Origin of the sequence: Asticcacaulis sp., from assembly GCF_027484505.1 — a bacterium.
In the GTDB taxonomy this organism is placed as follows: Bacteria; Pseudomonadota; Alphaproteobacteria; order Caulobacterales; family Caulobacteraceae; genus Asticcacaulis.
Genome location: NZ_JAIXSV010000145.1, coordinates 1 through 17,110 on the forward strand (window position 1 = coordinate 1; position 17,110 = coordinate 17,110).

General features: G+C 62.2%; 12 protein-coding genes. 8 read left to right on the forward strand and 4 right to left on the reverse strand.

Annotated elements, in window-relative coordinates; all coding sequences use genetic code 11:
- Together Q0072_RS09505 and Q0072_RS09510 are read right to left on the reverse strand one after the other, a co-directional pair.
- Positions 1 to 1,388: transglycosylase SLT domain-containing protein (locus Q0072_RS09505; RefSeq protein ID WP_298328975.1), on the reverse strand; the 1,388-nt coding region annotated here is incomplete at its 3' end.
- 163 nt (positions 1,389 to 1,551) lie between these two features.
- A complete protein-coding gene (locus Q0072_RS09510) occupies positions 1,552 to 2,394 on the reverse strand; it encodes a uracil-DNA glycosylase (protein ID WP_298328979.1) in 843 nt (280 codons plus the stop codon).
- Positions 2,395 to 2,501: 107 nt separating this feature from the next.
- On the opposite strand from Q0072_RS09510, the gene Q0072_RS09515 reads away from it, so the two are divergent.
- The 3 genes from Q0072_RS09515 (at position 2,502) to Q0072_RS09525 (ending at position 7,016) form a co-directional block, all read left to right on the forward strand.
- A complete protein-coding gene (locus Q0072_RS09515; RefSeq protein ID WP_298328982.1) occupies positions 2,502 to 4,169 on the forward strand; it encodes an electron transfer flavoprotein-ubiquinone oxidoreductase in 1,668 nt (555 codons plus the stop codon).
- 148 nt (positions 4,170 to 4,317) lie between these two features.
- Entirely contained in the window at positions 4,318 to 6,099 is a 1,782-nt protein-coding gene (locus Q0072_RS09520; protein ID WP_298328986.1) for a tetratricopeptide repeat protein, read from the forward strand.
- Complete coding sequence (locus Q0072_RS09525; protein ID WP_298328988.1) at positions 6,096 to 7,016, forward strand: 4-(cytidine 5'-diphospho)-2-C-methyl-D-erythritol kinase; 921 nt, start codon at positions 6,096 to 6,098, stop codon at positions 7,014 to 7,016. The genes Q0072_RS09520 and Q0072_RS09525 overlap by 4 nt, the downstream gene beginning before the upstream one ends.
- A gap of 214 nt (positions 7,017 to 7,230) precedes the next feature.
- On the opposite strand, the gene Q0072_RS09530 is transcribed toward Q0072_RS09525, so the two are convergent.
- Both Q0072_RS09530 and Q0072_RS09535 read right to left on the reverse strand, forming a co-directional pair.
- On the reverse strand, positions 7,231 to 7,638 hold the full coding sequence (locus Q0072_RS09530) for a DUF6157 family protein (protein ID WP_013480579.1): 408 nt from the start codon (positions 7,636 to 7,638) through the stop codon (positions 7,231 to 7,233).
- A 49-nt stretch (positions 7,639 to 7,687) separates the two neighbouring features.
- Positions 7,688 to 8,983, reverse strand: a complete 1,296-nt coding sequence (locus Q0072_RS09535; protein WP_298328995.1) for a permease — start codon at positions 8,981 to 8,983, stop codon at positions 7,688 to 7,690.
- 155 nt (positions 8,984 to 9,138) lie between these two features.
- On the opposite strand from Q0072_RS09535, the gene Q0072_RS09540 reads away from it, so the two are divergent.
- The 5 genes from Q0072_RS09540 (at position 9,139) to Q0072_RS09560 (ending at position 16,850) form a co-directional block, all read left to right on the forward strand.
- Positions 9,139 to 10,023 (forward strand): glycine--tRNA ligase subunit alpha, encoded by an 885-nt coding sequence (locus tag Q0072_RS09540; RefSeq protein WP_298328998.1) that lies wholly within the window; start codon positions 9,139 to 9,141, stop codon positions 10,021 to 10,023.
- Positions 10,024 to 10,217: 194 nt separating this feature from the next.
- Positions 10,218 to 12,497 (forward strand): glycine--tRNA ligase subunit beta, encoded by a 2,280-nt coding sequence (glyS, locus tag Q0072_RS09545; protein ID WP_298329001.1) that lies wholly within the window; start codon positions 10,218 to 10,220, stop codon positions 12,495 to 12,497.
- A 165-nt stretch (positions 12,498 to 12,662) separates the two neighbouring features.
- Positions 12,663 to 15,326 (forward strand): pyruvate, phosphate dikinase, encoded by a 2,664-nt coding sequence (gene ppdK, locus Q0072_RS09550; protein WP_298329003.1) that lies wholly within the window; start codon positions 12,663 to 12,665, stop codon positions 15,324 to 15,326.
- 218 nt (positions 15,327 to 15,544) lie between these two features.
- Positions 15,545 to 15,964: a hypothetical protein gene (locus tag Q0072_RS09555; protein ID WP_298329006.1), complete on the forward strand. Its 420-nt coding sequence runs from the start codon at positions 15,545 to 15,547 to the stop codon at positions 15,962 to 15,964.
- Between the two features lie 82 nt (positions 15,965 to 16,046).
- On the forward strand, positions 16,047 to 16,850 hold the full coding sequence (locus Q0072_RS09560; protein ID WP_298329008.1) for a hypothetical protein: 804 nt from the start codon (positions 16,047 to 16,049) through the stop codon (positions 16,848 to 16,850).
- Positions 16,851 to 17,110 lie beyond the last annotated feature (260 nt).

A 17,110-nucleotide genomic window follows, 5' to 3' on the forward strand; every position in this document is an offset into this window, starting at 1 on the left:
AGTTGCAGCAGGCCATAGGCCCCGGCATAGCTCTTGGCCTTGGCGTTGAACTTGCTCTCTTTTTTGGCGATGGCGAACAGCAACGCCTTGTCGATGCGCCAGCCTTCGGTCGGCTCGAAATCGGGGATCGTATAGTTGGCCGGGTCGAACAGACGGTCCGAGGTGCGGATCTGCGAGACGGATAAATCGTGCGCGTCGGCCAGAGCCAGCCAGTTGCTGCGTGTCTGCTGATCCGGTGAGCGCTGAATGGCGGTTTGCAGCTCGGTGCGGGCATCGGCCTTGCGGCCTACGGCCACCAGCATCGAGACGCGGCGGGCCTGAGCGTCGTTTTTGGCCCAGTTAAAGTCGGCATTGAGCTTGGCCGTGTAGGCCCCGCGCGTTTCTTCGGCAAAGACCGGGGTCTGTCCCTTTTGCGCGCGCACGACGGCGGGTTCGGCCCCCAGACGTTGTTCGGCCAAAAGGCCATAGAAGGTGAAGGGGAAGGAGGCGGCGTATTTGAAATACAGCTCAGCGTCGCCCTTATGACCCATTTTCGCGGCCATGCGACCGGCCCAGTAGGCCCCGCCCGACTGGCTCCAGGCGCTCTGGCTGGGGTCATTGACGATGAAATCGAAGTGTTTCAGCGCCTCATCGTAGCGCTTGAGGCGATAGGCGGCGAGGCCCGCCACCCAGCGATCACCGATCTGCACGCCCAGTTTCAGTGCCTGATCCAGCTTACCGTCATTATAGGCCGAGCGCGCCGACTTGGGCGTCAGGGCCGAATCGGGTCCGGCGGTGCCCGCCTTGACTTCGCTACGCGGTGGTCCGTCGAGCAGGCCGGTGGAAGACAGTTTTTGCGCACCGGCCAGTTTCGGAAACGGCGGGTCTTCGACGCCATCGGGCTTTTTGCGCTTGGCCAGATTCCACACGCGCATGGCCTGCGGGTGATCGGGATAGCGCTCCAGCCAGCTCATCAGCTCCTCATAGGTCGAGCTATAGTCCGGGTGGAACAGCTTGTTGAACTCAAGATAGCCCATCAGGCTCTTGTCGCTGATCTTTTCAATCGAGGCGTCGGCGGTGGCGAAATCGCCCTTGTCCAGCGCATCAAACGCCGCCTGATAAAGCTGCGCGTCCCACGGCGACAGGCCGGGATCGAGCGCCGCCGGCACCTTAGGAGCCGTTCGGGTCAGGTTGGTATAGGCGACGGGCTTACGCGGCGTGTCGGCGGCCGCCAGCAGGACCGCGCCCTTATAGGCGGTTTGCGGGGTGCTGAGGATGGCATCGACGGTCTTGTCGCCGGTCGAAACGGGGGTTTGGGCTAGGGCGGGCGCACAGAAACAGACGGCAGCAAGCGCAGCAGCGGACATCAGGACATGCCGGTAGCGGGCGCGGCTCGCAGGTCTGGTCAAGGCAACACTCCGTCGTTGTTTATCCAAATCGGGAGGTTTCGACCCTGAGCTTTTCAGCCGAAACGGTCGAAACGGTGCATCCTGGCCAGCGCGGGAAAAGTGCGGACGCCTGTGGACAGTAATCAAAACCTGATGGGGAGGCAAGCTATTAAGGGTTGCGCTCTTAGGCCAGACCTTCCGTGGCCAGAAGGAAATCGCTCCAGAACGCCTTTTTGGCAAGGGGTTGGCGCAGCAGAAGCGCCGGGGGGAAGGTGACAAAAACCCGCAGGGGGGCACTGCCCGAAAGGGTCAGATCGTGCGCCTTGCCGCGCAGTTTTTGCACGCTGTCGTTGGAATCGAGTACGCTGCGCACCGCCGTCGCGCCGCACAGGATGAGGACCTTCGGTGCGCTCAGTTCGATCAGGCGGCGCAGGAAGGGGGCCGTGAGGCGGATGTCTTCGTCGGTGGCCGGACGCCCGCCAGCCGGACGCCAGAACAGGCCAGGCAGGCGTAAGGCGCGCGCATTCAGCCCCAGCGCCGACAGGGCCGCGTCGGTCAGATGCCCCGGTTTGCCCTGAAAGGCCGTCTGCGTCTCGTCCTCATCGGCGTCAGGCACATCGCCGACGATCAGCACGTCCGCCTCTGAGGCCCCGCGTCCGCGGATCAGGCCCTTGCCGCCCTCATAGCGCAGAGGCACATCCGGAAAAGCCTCCAGCGCGGCATAAAGCGCTTCAACGGTCGCGGCGCTGGCGGCGATGGCCGCGGCGGCCGCGACGGCGCGCTCGACATCAAAATGGCGCAGCGACTCAGGCCTCAAAGCATTGACGCGCACAGCGCTCGGCAGGGGCGTCACCGTGGCCGTGGCGTTTTGCGCCGTCGCCGTCACAGAACGCGATTTATTTTCCGCCAAAAGACGATTAATAGGCTGAGCATCGTAGATGTCGTCCAGCTCATGGTCGTTGAAAAAGCTGAGATAGCTTTCCAACTCGCGCATGGCTTGGGCCGTGATGGCGTGAGGCTCCGGCATAAACAGACATCTTTGAGAAAAATGATCGTCAGGGTCTTTACAGTCTTTACGGAAACTGTGCCACAAGATCAAACCGGCACCGGGAAATATTAGAGAAGAGTACGAACATGGCGGACGCACCTGAACGGGAATCGATGGAATATGACGTCGTCATCGTGGGCGGCGGCCCGGCGGGGCTGGCGGCGGCCATTCGCCTCAAACAGACGGCGCAGGCCAATGGCGGCGACGTATCCGTGGCCCTGCTGGAAAAGGGGTCGGAGATCGGCGCCCATATCCTGTCCGGCGCGGTGATCGACCCGTCGGGCCTGACGCAGCTCTTTCCTGACTGGAAGACACAGGGCGCACCGCTGGAAACGGCGGTGACCGAAGATCGCTTCATCTATCTGGGGCCGCAGGGCGCGCTCGATATCTCCTTCCTGCCCATGCCGTCCTATATGAAGAATCACGGCTGCTATATCGGCTCGCTGGGTAATCTGACGCGCTGGATGGCCGAACAGGCCGAGGCGCTGGGCGTCGAAATCTATCCGGGCATGGCCTGTTCCGAAGTCCTGTACGACGACGCGGGGGCCGTGGCCGGTGTGGTGGCGGGTGTGTTCGGCCTCGACCGCGAAGGTCAGCCCAACGGCGATTATCAACCCGGTCTGGAACTGCGCGCCCGCTATACCTTCTTTGCCGAAGGCGTGCGTGGGTCCCTGTCGCAGCAGATCATCAAGCGCTTTGAGCTGGATAAGGACAGCGACGTCCAGAAATACGGCATCGGTATCAAGGAGTTGTGGAAGGTTCCGAAGGCAAAGCATAAGCCCGGCCTGGTGCAGCATACGCTGGGCTGGCCGCTGGATGACAAGACCGGCGGCGGTTCCTTCATGTACCACTTCGGCGACGAATATGTGTCGATCGGCTTTGTCGTCCACCTCAACTATCAGAATCCCTATCTGTCGCCGTTCGATGAGTTCCAGCGCTTCAAGCAGCACCCGGTGGTGCGCGAGCATCTGGAAGGTGGCCAGCGTATCTCCTACGGCGCGCGCGCCATTACCGAAGGCGGCTATCAGTCGGTGCCTCGCTTAAGCTTCCCCGGCGGGGTGCTGATCGGCTGTTCGGCGGGCTTTGTGAACGTGCCGCGCATTAAGGGCAGCCATAACGCCATCAAGAGCGCCATTCTGGCCGCCGATGCGGCATGGACAGCCCTGTCGTCCGGCGACGCACCGCAGACGCTGGAAGGTTATGACAAAGCCTATCAGAAGTCGGATATCGCCAGGGAACTCAAGCTCGTCCGTAACGTCAAACCCTTGCTCAGCCGTTATGGCACGACGCTGGGCATGGTGCTGGGTGGCCTCGATATGACGGTGGGCAATCTCACCGGGGGCTGGTCACCCTGGGGCACGCTGAAGCACGGCAAGTCCGATGCGCAGTCGCTCAAACCCGCCGCAGAATTCAAGCCGATCACCTATCCGAAGCCGGATGGCCAGATCAGCTTTGATAAGCTGTCTTCGGTGTTTATCTCCAACACCAACCACGAGGAGGACCAGCCGGTCCATCTGCGCCTCAAGGACCCGGAGGTGCCCATCGCCATCAACCTGCCCAAATATGCCGAACCGGCGCAGCGCTACTGCCCGGCCGGGGTCTATGAGGTGGTGGACGATAACGGCAAGCCGCGCTTCCAGATCAACGCCCAGAACTGCGTCCACTGCAAGACCTGCGATATCAAGGACCCGACGCAGAACATCGTATGGACGACGCCCGAAGGCGGCGGCGGCCCCAACTACCCGAATATGTGATGTATCTCCTCCCCACGGCAAAGCCGTAGGGAGGAGGCACAGGCTTTTCCCTTGAATTTGACGTTTTTGAAAGGGATGTCCTTCGATAAGGACTTGATCCTGCCGGATTTACTGCGTTCACTGTGCCGGTAATCGAGAGACGCCCCTGATGAAGCCCGTTCTTGCCTCCGCCACCCTTGCCGCCCTTGTGTGCCTGACCACGCCGGTCATGGCCGCCGATAAGGCCTATTCCAGCGCCTATGGCGACTTTCTGGTCGGGCGTCTGGCGGCAGCGCAGGGCGATACGGAAACGGCCGCGCGGGCGCTGATGGCGGCGGCGGACGCTGACCCTGCCAATGCGTCCTTGCGCGAACGCGCCTTTCTGGCGGCGGTGCTCAGCGGCGATATGAGCTTTGCCCGCAGCCACGTGCCCGCCAATGGCGGGCGCTTGTCGCGCACGGTGGCCGCTCAGGTGCAGGCCATCGCGCTGATCCGTGAGGGCAAGGGTAAGGCCGCCGCGGCCGTCATCGAAGCCTCGCAAAAGGCCGGCGCCAGCGACCGCGCCACGCTTTTGCTCAAGCCATTGTCCTACGCTGCGGCGCGCCAGTGGGACAAGGCCATCGACCCGACGCTGGAAAGCCAGTTGAGCGCCGGGACCACGCCGAATCGCGACCGTCTGGTGCTGTTTCTTCAGGCCGCCAATCAGGCGCGTCTGCTGGAGATGAAGGGCCGTCATGCCGAGGCCGAGGCCATCTTTAAGGTGATCTGTCAGCCCGGTCCGGCCAGCGTGCTGTTTGGCCCCTATTACGGGGCCTTTCTGGAGGGCCGCGGGCGCAAGGACGAGGCGCGCAAGCTCTATACTGACATTCTGGGCGTGTCCGAGGACCGTCTGGTGCGGCAGCGCCTCGAAGGGCTTGATGCCAAAGACTACCGCAAGCCGAAATCGCCGGATGTGCGGCTGATTCTGGCCGACAGCCTGTTCCTGTCCGGTACGCTTTATGCCTCTGAGCAACAGTCGGAAATGGCGCTGGCAACGCTGAGGCTGGCGCAATACGCCGCCCCGGAAACGGAGGCTGCCACGCCGACGCTTGACCGCACGCGGCTTCTGGCCGGGCAGGTGCTGATGCGCATGAAGGACGTGCAGGCGGCGCAGACCGAATGGGCGTCGATTGAGCCCGACTCGCCTTTTTACCGCGAGGCGCAGGTGCGCGCGGCCTGGAGCCTCAAGGAAGCCGGCGATCTCGACGGGGCCGAGGCCCTGTTTACCGAACTGAGCGCGGCCGACCCTAAGGACATCGGCCTGGCGGTCGAGCGGGCGCGGCTTCTGTGGCAAAAGGACGATACGGTCGGGGCGCTCAAGCTGATGGAGGCCTATCAGGCCGCCTATGGCGACGCGGATTTCGGCTGGGAAACGTGGTTCACCGTGGCCGTGCTGTATCAGGCCGCCGGCGACTGGGACAAGGCCAAGGCGGCGGCGCAAAAGGGCCTGACCCTGCAACCGGACAGCTCGGAACTGCTCAACCTCTTGGGTTACGGGCTGATCGAGCGCAAGGAGAATGTCACCGAGGGTATGGTCATGATCCGCAAGGCGCTCGAAAAGACGCCGCGCTCAGGGGCGATCATGGATTCGCTGGGCTGGGGCTACTACCAGCAGGGTCAGTACGCCGAGGCGCTGGAATGGATCGAAAAGGCCATCGCCGCCGAACCGGCTGATCCGGAAATCACCGACCATCTGGGCGACGTCTATCACAAGCTGGGGCGCACCATCGAAGCGCGCTATCAGTGGGCACGCGTCCTGACTCTGGAGGCCGACGACAAGCAGAAGGCCGCCGTGCAGGCCAAGCTGGATACGGTCGCGGTGCCGGAAGTCAAGGCCGTGGCCGAGGCCGAAACGGCGCCGACGGCCAAGCCCAAAACCCCGGTCAAGACACCGGCTAAAACGCGCAAATGAAGCTGTCGCGTCTGGCTCCGGCCAAGGTCAATCTCTATCTGCATGTCGCGGCCCCGGATCACCGGGGCTATCACCCCCTGCGCAGTCTCGTGGTCTTTGCCGACTACGGCGATGAGGTACATGTAGATTATTGGCGCCGCAAGGGGCGGTTCACCATAGACGGCCCTTATGCCGAGGGGTTGAGCACTGGGGAAGACAATCTGGTCCTCAAAGCCCTGCGTCTGTTTGAGGCTGAAACTGGCGAGAAGATAACGGCCGATTTGCGTTTGACCAAAAACCTACCGCTGGCGTCAGGCATCGGAGGCGGCAGCGCCGATGCCGGGGCGCTGTTGCGCCTGCTTAAGGCTCAGCGCCCTGAAATGAAGAAAGCCCAGCTACAGGCTATTGCGGCGCACACGGGGGCCGACGGGGTGATGTGCCTGTGGTCGCAGGCCTGTATCGCTGAAGGGTACGGCGAGAAAGTCAGCCCGGTCATCGTACCTGACCTGCCCTGCGTCCTGATCAATCCGGGCGTCGAATGTCCGACCCCGGCGGTGTTCAGGGCCTATGATGAAGTGAGTCATTACAAACCGCTTCATAGCCGATGGTTTGGCGAGGATATTCTGCCGCCTGAGATGCTGGTCGATGACAACTTTTTTGGCTCCGTAGGCCTGCCTGATATACCCCTTCACGAAGTGTGGGACTACCTCAACACTACCCGTAACGATCTGGAAGTGCCTGCCATTCGTCTGGTGCCGGTGATCGGTGAGGTGCTGGCGTCTTTACGCGCGCAGCCTGAGACGCGCTTTGCCCGCATGTCGGGATCGGGGGCGACCTGTTTTGCCCTCTGCGAGACGTTGAGCGAGGCCGAAACACTGGCGGCCCGACTGCGCGCCGACTGGCCCAAGGCGTGGGTGCGGGCCTGTACGCTGAAGTGATCCACAGATGACATCTGGTGAATGCTATATCATCCCGTGGGGATGATCGGGGTTTGAGAACCACAGATTACACAGATTTCACAGATGGGCGCTTCGCGCCGGGGTTTGCGTGGCCTCCGCAGTCAGACGCTGAAAACGGATAATCTGTGAAATCTGTGTAATCTGTGGTTACTACAAATCATCACCACATAGGCTAACCCTCTACGGAGAGAGTTTAAGCTATCTCCACCGCGCGTTTGCTGCGCATGGCTTTTTCGACGCGGACCTCTGGGTCTTTGAGAAACTTCTGATAAGCCACGGAATCGGCAGGATAAAGCGCGATTTTGCCCGCGTGGTTATAATGCGCCCCGAAGCCATAGGTCTTGGTCAAAGGGGAGGCGCGCATGCACGGGTGCCCTTTGGAGAGAAACGCCGCCCGCGCCTGTTGATCCGCTGTATCAAGGCCGTGTTTGAGGCAATGGACCGTAAAGTTCAGATCATCCAGCGTCAGTTCGTAGGGGTGTTCGGACAACAGATCGAAATGCAGCCGCGCCAGGGTCGGCGGGCCATCGCGGCGCGGCGGTTCGACCCCCATGCGGTGTTTCGAGTCTTCGGCGATGGCGATGAAGGTGTTGCGGATCATGGCGTCGTCCCTGTGTCGCGGCCTTTGGGACAGTGACTATACGCCTGTCTCAGGTCGTCTTGAAGAGGCCACGCTGCCGCAGGATCAGGCAAAGAATCAATGCGGGAAGCCCGGCCACCGCCGTGCCGATAAAGAAGATCTGATAGGCCCCAAACAGGCCGTGCGCCGCCGTCAGCCCATCGACGATCTGCCCCGAAAAGCCTTTCAGCAGCTTGCCAGTCAGGTCGGCTGCCGAATACATCAGCGCAAAGTGGGTGAGGGTATGTTCCTTCACCGTCAGCCGCGTCAGAAAGGCGATAAAGGCCGTTTCGGCTATGCCATTGGCGATATTGTCGATGATCAGGGTGCCACCGAACACGGTGACATCCCCCGGATGCGCGGCCATCAGGGCAAAGCAGATATTGGACAGCGGGCCGGTCACCGCCCCCAGCCAGAAGGCGCGTTCGACCCCCAGCCACAAAAGACACGCGCCGCCCAGCGCCACGCCGGCGAACGAGGCCGCCAGCCCGATGGTCGAACGCACATAGGCGATATCGGCATTGCTGAGGCCGGTGTCGCTGTAGAGCGGTCCGGCCACCGGCCCGATCAGATAGTCGGGCAGGCGATAGAGCGCCACGGTCGCCAGCACCCACCACGCCAGTCCCGCGTGTTCCTGAAAAAAGCTTTTCAGCGGCACGACGACATAGGTGTCGAAGCTGTAGGGCACCTGCGGCGTCAGGGCTTCGGCGCGCGACGGCTGCGCGATCAGCGTCGCGGCCACCCCGACCAGCATCAAAGCCGCCAACCCGGTCACTGTGGCTGGCCAGCCGAAGCGCTCCGCCGGTATCAGGATCAGTGAGCCGGAGACGATGGCCGCCACCTTATAGCCCAGCGAATAGATCGTCGGATTGAGCGCTTCCTGCGCCTGACCCTCGGTCTGCTCGATGCGCCAGGCATGGATGGCGATTTCCTGCGAGGCGGCGGAGAGCGCCAGCAGCAGGGTCACGGCGACAAAGGCCCCGATATTCCCCGTGGGGCCGATGGTGGCCATGCCGATCAGGCTGAGGATTACCCCGCCCTGCGCCAGCAGCATGAAGGATCGCCTCTGGCCCAGACGTGCGTGAAGGAGGGGCAGGCGCACCTTGTCCATCCACGGGGCCCACACGACCTTGAAGCCGTAAAACAGGCTGATCCAGCCCATATAGCCGATGACGGTCAGGCTTGTGCCTTCTTCGCGCATCCAGAAGCCGAGCGTCGCGCCGGTCATCAAAAAGGGCAGGCCCGCCGAAAAGCCCAACACCAGCAGTAGCCAGGCATTGGGCGTTTTCAGGGCGCGGAGAATGTCACGAAGGGTGGGTTTGGTCATAGGAGCCCTAAAGTGCCTCCCCTGATCTCAGGACAGGCGCGGGAGCAAAACGCGATTCTCCGCCGTCTGAACAGGTTTTCTTTCCGTGCAAACCTTGCTTGGCCGGACGCACCTCTCTATGTTCGCGGCCATTCTGGAGTCCGGCATTTTCGAACATGACCAAAGAGCCCCTGTCCTTTCAGGACCTTATCCTGACCCTGCACCATTACTGGAGCCAGCAGGGCTGCGTGATCCTTCAGCCCTATGACGTCGAAGTCGGCGCAGGCACCCTGCATCCGGCCACCGTTCTGCGCGCGCTGGGCAAGAAGCCGTGGAAGGCCGCCTATGTGCAGCCGTCGCGCCGTCCGGTCGATGGCCGCTATGGCGAAAACCCCAACCGTCTTCAGCACTATTATCAGTATCAGGTGATCCTGAAGCCGAACCCCGACAACCTTCAGGAGCTGTATCTCGGCTCGCTGAAAGCCATCGGGCTCGATACCGCCCTGCACGATATCCGCTTCGTCGAGGACGACTGGGAAAACCCGACCGTGGGCGCGTGGGGCCTTGGCTGGGAAGTGTGGTGCGACGGCATGGAAGTCACGCAATACACCTATTTCCAGGGCGTCGGCGGCATCGAGGTCGATGTGGTGTCGGGCGAGCTGACCTACGGGCTGGAGCGTCTGGCCATGTATCTTCAGAACGTCGATAACGTCTATGATCTGAAATTCAATAATGACGGCGTAAAGTACGGCGACGTATTCAAGGAGCAGGAGCGCCAGTTTTCGGCCTTCAACTTCGAAGCCTCTGATGTCGCCACGCTTAAGCGTCAGTTTGAGGACATGGAGCGCAACGTCATGCGCATCCTCAATACCGACAACAGTCTGGGTTATAAGCTGGTTCTGCCCGCCTATGACCACGTGTTGAAGGCCTCGCACCTGTTCAACCTGATGGATGCCCGCGGCGCCATCGCGGTGGCCGAACGGCAATCCTATATCGGCCGCATCCGCGACCTCTGTAAGGCCTGCGCGCTTGAATGGGCCGCACAGGAGGAAGCGCGATGAGTGTAGCATTCTTCTCCTCCCTGCGCGCAGCGTGGGGAGGGCCGGGCTGCCGGTGCCGGACCGCGAAGCGGTGGAGGGGGGCGACTCCGAACATCGGCGTGCGCCGCCCCTTCCGTGTTATCCCCCTCCGTCTTCGCCGCCTGCGGCGGCAAATCCACCTCCCCACGCAAGCGTAGGGAGGAGAGATAAAGCAAATGGCTCAGTTACTTATCGAACTTTTCTCAGAAGAAATCCCGGCGCGCATGCAGCTTCAGGCCGCGCGCGATTTCGAGCGCCTGTTTGGCGATCGCGCCAGGGCGCAGGGCCTGACCTGGGACAGCCTCAAGGCCTATGTCGGCCCGCGTCGTCTGGCCCTGCACGTCGAAGGCCTGCCGCTGGAGCAGGCCGCCGTCACCGAAGAGGTCAAGGGCCCCAAGGACGGCGCGCCGGAACAGGCTATGGCCGGTTTTCTGCGCAAGGTCGGCCTGACGCAGGATCAGCTTGTGCTGGAAAACGGCGTGTGGATGGCGCGCATCGAAAAGCCCGCCAAGAGCACGGCCGAGGTCCTGCCCGGCATCCTCGAAGACGTTATCCTGACCTTCCCATGGCCCAAGTCGATGCGCTCAGGCACGTCGAGCTTCCGCTGGGTGCGCCCGCTGAAGCGCATCCTGTTCCTGTTCGATGGTCAGGTCATTCCGCTGAGCGTCGGTGGCGTCACATCGGGCGACCTCACGCAGGGCCACCGCGTCCTGTCGTCCGGAGATGCCTTTGCGGTCAGGGACTTCGCCGATTATCAGCAGAAGCTGCGCGATAACTTTGTCATCCTCGATCACATTGAGCGTCAATCCTTGATTCTGGATAAGGCCAATGAGGCCTGCGCCGCCGCGGGTTGCGCCCTGATGGACGATCATGGCCTGCTGGAAGAGGTGGCCGGCCTCAACGAATGGCCGACGCCACTGCTGGGCGATATGGACCCGAAATTCCTCAGCCTGCCGCCGGAAGTCATCAAGACCTCGATGCGCACGCACCAGAAATACTTTGCCGTGCGCGATCTTTCGACCGGCAAGATGGCGGCGAAGTTTGTCATCGTCGCCAATCAGGTGGCCAGCGACGGCGGGGCGGAAATCCGTCGTGGCAATGCCAAGGTGCTGTCGGCGCGTCTGTCGGACGGCGTCTTCTTCTGGTCCGAGGACAATCGCAAAGGCAATTTCGACGCCTGGCTGCAAAAGCTGAACGGCGTGACCTTCCACGCCAAGCTGGGCACCATGGCGCAGCGCGTGGCGCGCATCGAAGCACTCGCCGAAGTCATTGCGCCGCTGGTCAAGGCCGATGTGTCGCTGGCCAAGCAGGCGGCGCATCTGGCCAAGGCCGATCTGGCCTCCTACATGGTCGGGGAATTCCCGGAACTTCAGGGGGTTATGGGCGGTTATTACGCGGAAGCGGCCAAGCTGCCCGGCGATGTGGCCGAAGCTATCCGTGAACATTATAAGCCGCAGGGCCCGTCGGATTCGGTGCCCGAAGGCGCCGTGTCGGCGGCCGTGGCGCTGGCCGACAAGATCGACACGCTGGTCGGCTTCTTTGCCATCGACGAAAAGCCGACAGGGTCGAAAGACCCCTATGCCCTGCGTCGTGCGGCTCTGGGGATTTTGCGCATCCTGCGTCAGCACAATGTGCGCGCCTCGCTGTCGGAACTGGTCGCCGCCTGGTATCAGTCGCTGCTCATCTATGCGGGCGAAGGCCGCGCCGTCTATGTTGATACGGACAACTGGCGCGGTTCGGCCGGGCCGCGCTGGGCCGAGGGCGAAACCGAGGTCTATGACAACTATCTGCGCGATTTCCGCGCCGGTCTGCTCGAAAGCCCGGTCTTTGTCATCCCCACCGACCGCGATTACGATCTGGACCTGCAATTCGAGCATGTCGCCAATACGCCCAAGGTCGATAATGCCCTGCTGACCTTCCGCGATTTCCGCGCGGTGTCGGCGGAGTTTGCTGACTTCTTCGCAGATCGTCTGAAGGTTATGCTGAAGGACGAAGGCGTGCGTTTTGACGTGGTCGAAGCCGGTTTTGCGGTCAAGGACGACGACATGGTGCGCACCGTGGCGCGCATCAAGGCGCTGGAAAGCGTGCTGGCGTCGCCTGTGGGCGCTGAGCTTCAGGCCGCCTATACGCGCGTGGCCAATATCCTCAATGCCGAGGCCAAGAAGGGCGCTCTGCCGTCGGCTGAGCCGAAGCTGCTCAGCGGTGCGCCGGAGGTCGAAACGGCCCTGACACAGCAGGTCATCGCCCTGACGCCGGTGCTGGAGCGGCTGATCGACGCCGAGCAGTTCGAAGAGGCGTTGGACAAGCTGGCGGGTCTGCGCGGGGCGGTCGATGCCTTCCTTGATGGCGTGCTGGTCAATTCCGACGTGGCGGCGGAGCGCGAAAACCGCCTGAGCCTGTTGTCGGCCCTGCGGCGTCTGTTCGACGGCGTGGGTGATCTGTCGAAGCTGGCGTAAAAAATCTCCTCCCTGTCGCGTTGACGACAGGGAGGTGGGCATTTCGAATTACATAAAAACTTATTCCGCAGCGGTCTCGCGCGCGTGTACCTTTGGCCTCAGTATCCGGCCGTGCCAGCCGGATGAACAGATATGCCTATCTGATTGAGGAAAGAGGGATTTTCGATGTCCAAGTCATGGGTTTACGCATTTGCCGCCGGTAAGGCCGATGGCGATGCCTCGATGAAGAACCTGCTGGGCGGCAAGGGGGCCAATCTGGCCGAAATGTCGTCGCTGGGCCTGCCGGTGCCGGCGGGGTTCACCATCACCACCGAGGCCTGCGTCCATTACTATCAGAACGACAAGACCTTCCCCGCCGGGCTGGAAGCGCAGGTGCAGACCGCTCTGGCCAATCTGGAAGCCGTGACGGCTAAGGGTTTTGGCTCGGTCGAAAACCCGCTGCTGGTCTCCGTGCGTTCGGGGGCCCGCGCGTCGATGCCGGGCATGATGGATACGGTCCTCAATCTGGGTCTCAATGATCAGACGGTCGAAGGTCTGGCCGCCCTGACCGGCGACCGCCGCTTTGCGCTCGACTGCTACCGCCGCTTCATCACCATGTACTCGAACGTCGTGCTGGGCGTCAGCCACCACGGTTTTGAAGACATTCTGGACGATCATAAGGACCGTCTGGGCGTCACGGTGGACACCGACATAACGGCGAAGGACTGGGAGCGCGTCATCGCCGACTATAAGGCCAAGGTGCAGGCCGATCTGGGCCACGACTTCCCGCAGGACCCGCAGGATCAGCTGTGGGGCGCGGTGAAGGCCGTGTTCGGTTCGTGGATGAACGACCGCGCCAAATTCTACCGCAAAATGCACGACATCCCCGAAGACTGGGGCACCGCCGTCAATATCCAGTCGATGGTGTTCGGCAATATGGGCGATACCTCGGCCACGGGCGTCGCCTTTACGCGCAACCCTTCGACGGGTGACAACAACCTCTACGGCGAATTCCTGCTGAATGCGCAGGGCGAAGACGTGGTGGCGGGTATTCGCACGCCACAGACCCTGACCCAAAAAGCGCGTGAAGAGATGGGCGAGCGCAATCCTTCGATGGAAGAGGCCCTGCCGGCGGTCTTCGCGCAGTTCCGATCAACCGTTGAAACGCTCGAAAAGCATTACCGCGACGTGCAGGACGTGGAGTTTACGGTCGAACAGGGCAAGCTGTTCATGCTGCAAACCCGCAATGCCAAGCGCACCTCGCGCGCGGCGCTGAAAATCGCCGTCGATATGGCCAAGGAAGGCCTGATCACGCCGCAGGAAGCGCTGATGCGCCTCGATCCCGGCGCGCTGGATCAGCTTCTGCACCCCATGCTGGACCCCAAGGCCGAGCGCACTCTGATCGCGCGCGGGCTTCCGGCCTCGCCGGGCGCGGCCTGCGGCAAGATCGTCTTCACCGCCGATGACGCCGTGCGTCTGGCGGCGGCAGGCGACGACGTTATTCTGGTGCGTGATGAAACTTCTCCCGAAGACATCCACGGCATGCACGCGGCCAAGGCCATCATTACGGCGCGCGGCGGCATGACTTCGCACGCCGCCGTCGTGGCGCGCGGTATGGGCCGTCCTTGCGTGTCGGGGGCCGGGGAAATGGTCATTTCGACCGAGCGCGGTGAATTCAGCGCGCGCGGTCAGACCTTCCGTTTCGGGGACATTGTGACGCTTGATGGCTCCAGCGGGGAAGTGTTCAAAGGCTCCATCCGCATGATCGAGCCGGAATTCTCTGACGACTTCCATCAGATCATGACATGGGCCGACGAATTCCGCACGTTGAAGGTGCTGACCAATGCCGAAACCCCGGCGGATGCGCGCACGGCCATCGGCTTCGGCGCCGAAGGTATCGGGCTGTGCCGCACCGAGCACATGTTCTTCGATGAAGACCGCATCAGCGCCGTGCGTGAAATGATCCTCGCCGATGACGAAGCTGGCCGTCGCAAGGCCCTGGCCAAGATCCTGCCTATGCAGAAGGCCGACTTTGTCGAGCTGTTCAAGATTATGAACGGCCTGCCCGTGACTATCCGTCTGCTCGATCCGCCGCTGCATGAGTTCCTGCCGCATACGCCGGAAGACATCAAGCTGGTGGCCGAAGCCGCGGAGGTGCCTGAGGAAAAACTCCTGAAGCGCACCAAGGAACTGTCGGAAACCAACCCCATGCTGGGCTGGCGCGGCTGCCGTTTGGGCATCACCTTCCCGGAAATCTATGAGATGCAGGTGACGGCGATTTTCGAAGCCGCCTGCGACGTGAAGGCCGAAGGCTTTGACCCGCAGCCGGACATCATGCACCCGCTGGTGGCCACTAGGGAAGAAATGGCCAAGCTGGTCGCCATGACCAAGGCTATTGCCGAAGGCGTGCTCAAGGCGCGTGGCGTTGAGGTGGCGTACAAGGTCGGCACCATGATTGAGTTGCCGCGCGCCGCGCTGCTGGCCGACAAGCTGGCCGAAACGGCCGAGTTCTTCTCGTTTGGCACCAACGACCTGACCCAGACCACCTACGGCATCAGTCGTGACGACTCGGGCCGCTTCCTCAACCCCTATATCGAAAAGGGGATTTTCGAGAAGGACCCCTTCGTCAGCCTCGATCCGGACGGCGTGGGGCAACTGATTGACATTGCTCGCACCAAGGGCCGCACGACGCGCCCGGACATCAAGCTCGGTATCTGCGGCGAACATGGCGGCGATCCGGCCTCGATCGCTTTTTGTCAAAAGGTCGGCCTCGACTACGTGTCGTGCTCGCCCTACCGCGTGCCGGTGGCGCGTCTGGCTGCCGCGCAAGCCGCGATTTCGGCAAAGTAAGTCAGTTACAACACCCGACTGGAAGAAGCCCGGCCCCCCGCCGGGCTTTTTTCGTGGCAAAAACTCAACGCATTTCCCCTCACAGGCGTATGTCTTGGCGCTGTCACACGCGGCGTCTAACTTATCGCTCTCCGGCAAGCTGCGGCCTATTGTCAGGTGTCCGGATTTGGGCTTTAGTTGTTAACACTTTCAGATTTTCGATTTTCCGGGAACTTGGCATGTCGTCCAAAACAGTATGGGGACTGGGACTGCTGCTTCTGACCGCCGGGGCAGGGGTGGGGCTGTATAAACAGCTTCCGGCCATGCCGCAGGCGCTGGAAGCGCGGGTCGCCGACGCGCTCAAGGCCGAGGGCCTGGGCGACATCGCCTATGAGGTCGATGGCCTCAATGTCCGCCTCAGCTTCAAGACGCAGGATTTTCGTCCCGGCGTCACCGCCGAGGAACGCAAGGCGCGTCTGATGCAGGCCGCCGCCGCCGTGCGCAGCTTGCAACCGGAACTGCCGCCGGAAATCGAGGTCTATGTCCCGAAGGGCGAGGGGTATCTGTACGGGCCGGCACTGCAAGTGCTGACCGACACAAGCGAAACGCCGATGCGGGTGTCTATGGGGAAGACCGATCATGCTTTATCTGATCTTTGAGCTGCGCTGGTTGCTGCTGGGTGCGGCGGCGCTGGGCCTGTGTACGGGCTTTCTCGCGCGTCGTGCAGGGTAGGGGAAACATATGTACTTGCTGATCGCACAATCGGCGGCCCTGCTTCTGGTGGTCTTCCTGTTCAGCGGCTTTGTCGGCTGGCACCTGTCGCCCAAGCCGAAGCGCGCCGCGCGCCGAGTCTCGATCTTTGATGAGGCCCCGGCCCCTATTCTCGATTCCACTTTTGACGCGCCACTGAACGCCCCGGCGGTTGAACGCCCGGTCGCCGATCCGATGGTCGCTGCGGCTCAGGCGCTCAATGCCTCGCGTCAGGCCGTTCAAACGCCCGCCGCACAAGCTGACGCACCGCGTCCGTCGGCGGAGATTATTCCGCTGCGCCCGGTGGCGGCAGTGCCCGTCGTGCAACCGGCCGCTCCGCAGCCTGCGCCGGTAGGTGTGTCCACCGAGTTGGAACCCGCCATTATGGCCGGGATCGAGCGGGCGGAAGCGCCGGTCGTGGCCGCACCCGCTGTGGCGGTCAAGGCTGAGCCGGTGACGGAACTGCTCGATCGCACCTCGCGCCCCAAGGCCTCGCTGCTGTCGTCCATGACGCCGGAAAGCGTGCGCGCGGCGGTCGAACAGGCGGGCACCGGCCTTGAGCCGCACCGCCTTACTGCCCCGGAAGGCTATCCCGACGACCTGACGCTGATTTCGGGCATCGGTGCCGATAATGAGCGCGAACTGAACATGCTGGGTATCTACCATTACTGGCAGGTGGCGAGCTGGACGCCGGAACACGTGGCCTGGCTGTCGGCGCGCGTCCATTCAGCCCCGCGTATCGTGCGCGAAAACTGGATGGCACAGGCGGCCCGTCTGGCGGGTCGCGCGGCGTAAGCTGGCGCTTTGGAATATGGAAAAGCCGTTGGGGTAACTCGACGGCTTTTTTATTGGCCACGAAAAACACGAAAAGCACAAACGGAGGGCGTGTAGAACAGGCGCTACGCGCCGAAATATCCGCCTACAGCTTTTCGTGACTTTTAGAGCGAAATGATTTTAGGTTGAAGCATATCCTGAGTTCGTGAAGTAGTTTGCGCATTCGTGTGGAGGAAAGAAGTCAATGAGTTTGCCGATCTTTCTCCAGACGTTTTCCTTGG

What these genes read in the sequence shown, in the direction of transcription:
- Q0072_RS09535 (WP_298328995.1), bottom strand. Translation starts at nt 8,983, where the DNA reads ATGACCAAACCCACCCTTCGTGACATTCTCCGCGCCCTGAAAACGCCC.
- Q0072_RS09555 (WP_298329006.1), top strand. Translation starts at nt 15,545, where the DNA reads ATGTCGTCCAAAACAGTATGGGGACTGGGACTGCTGCTTCTGACCGCC.
- glyS (WP_298329001.1), top strand. Translation starts at nt 10,218, where the DNA reads ATGGCTCAGTTACTTATCGAACTTTTCTCAGAAGAAATCCCGGCGCGC.
- Q0072_RS09510 (WP_298328979.1), bottom strand. Translation starts at nt 2,394, where the DNA reads ATGCCGGAGCCTCACGCCATCACGGCCCAAGCCATGCGCGAGTTGGAA.
- Q0072_RS09560 (WP_298329008.1), top strand. Translation starts at nt 16,047, where the DNA reads ATGTACTTGCTGATCGCACAATCGGCGGCCCTGCTTCTGGTGGTCTTC.
- Q0072_RS09540 (WP_298328998.1), top strand. Translation starts at nt 9,139, where the DNA reads ATGACCAAAGAGCCCCTGTCCTTTCAGGACCTTATCCTGACCCTGCAC.
- Q0072_RS09515 (WP_298328982.1), top strand. Translation starts at nt 2,502, where the DNA reads ATGGCGGACGCACCTGAACGGGAATCGATGGAATATGACGTCGTCATC.
- Q0072_RS09530 (WP_013480579.1), bottom strand. Translation starts at nt 7,638, where the DNA reads ATGATCCGCAACACCTTCATCGCCATCGCCGAAGACTCGAAACACCGC.
- Q0072_RS09525 (WP_298328988.1), top strand. Translation starts at nt 6,096, where the DNA reads ATGAAGCTGTCGCGTCTGGCTCCGGCCAAGGTCAATCTCTATCTGCAT.
- Q0072_RS09520 (WP_298328986.1), top strand. Translation starts at nt 4,318, where the DNA reads ATGAAGCCCGTTCTTGCCTCCGCCACCCTTGCCGCCCTTGTGTGCCTG.
- ppdK (WP_298329003.1), top strand. Translation starts at nt 12,663, where the DNA reads ATGTCCAAGTCATGGGTTTACGCATTTGCCGCCGGTAAGGCCGATGGC.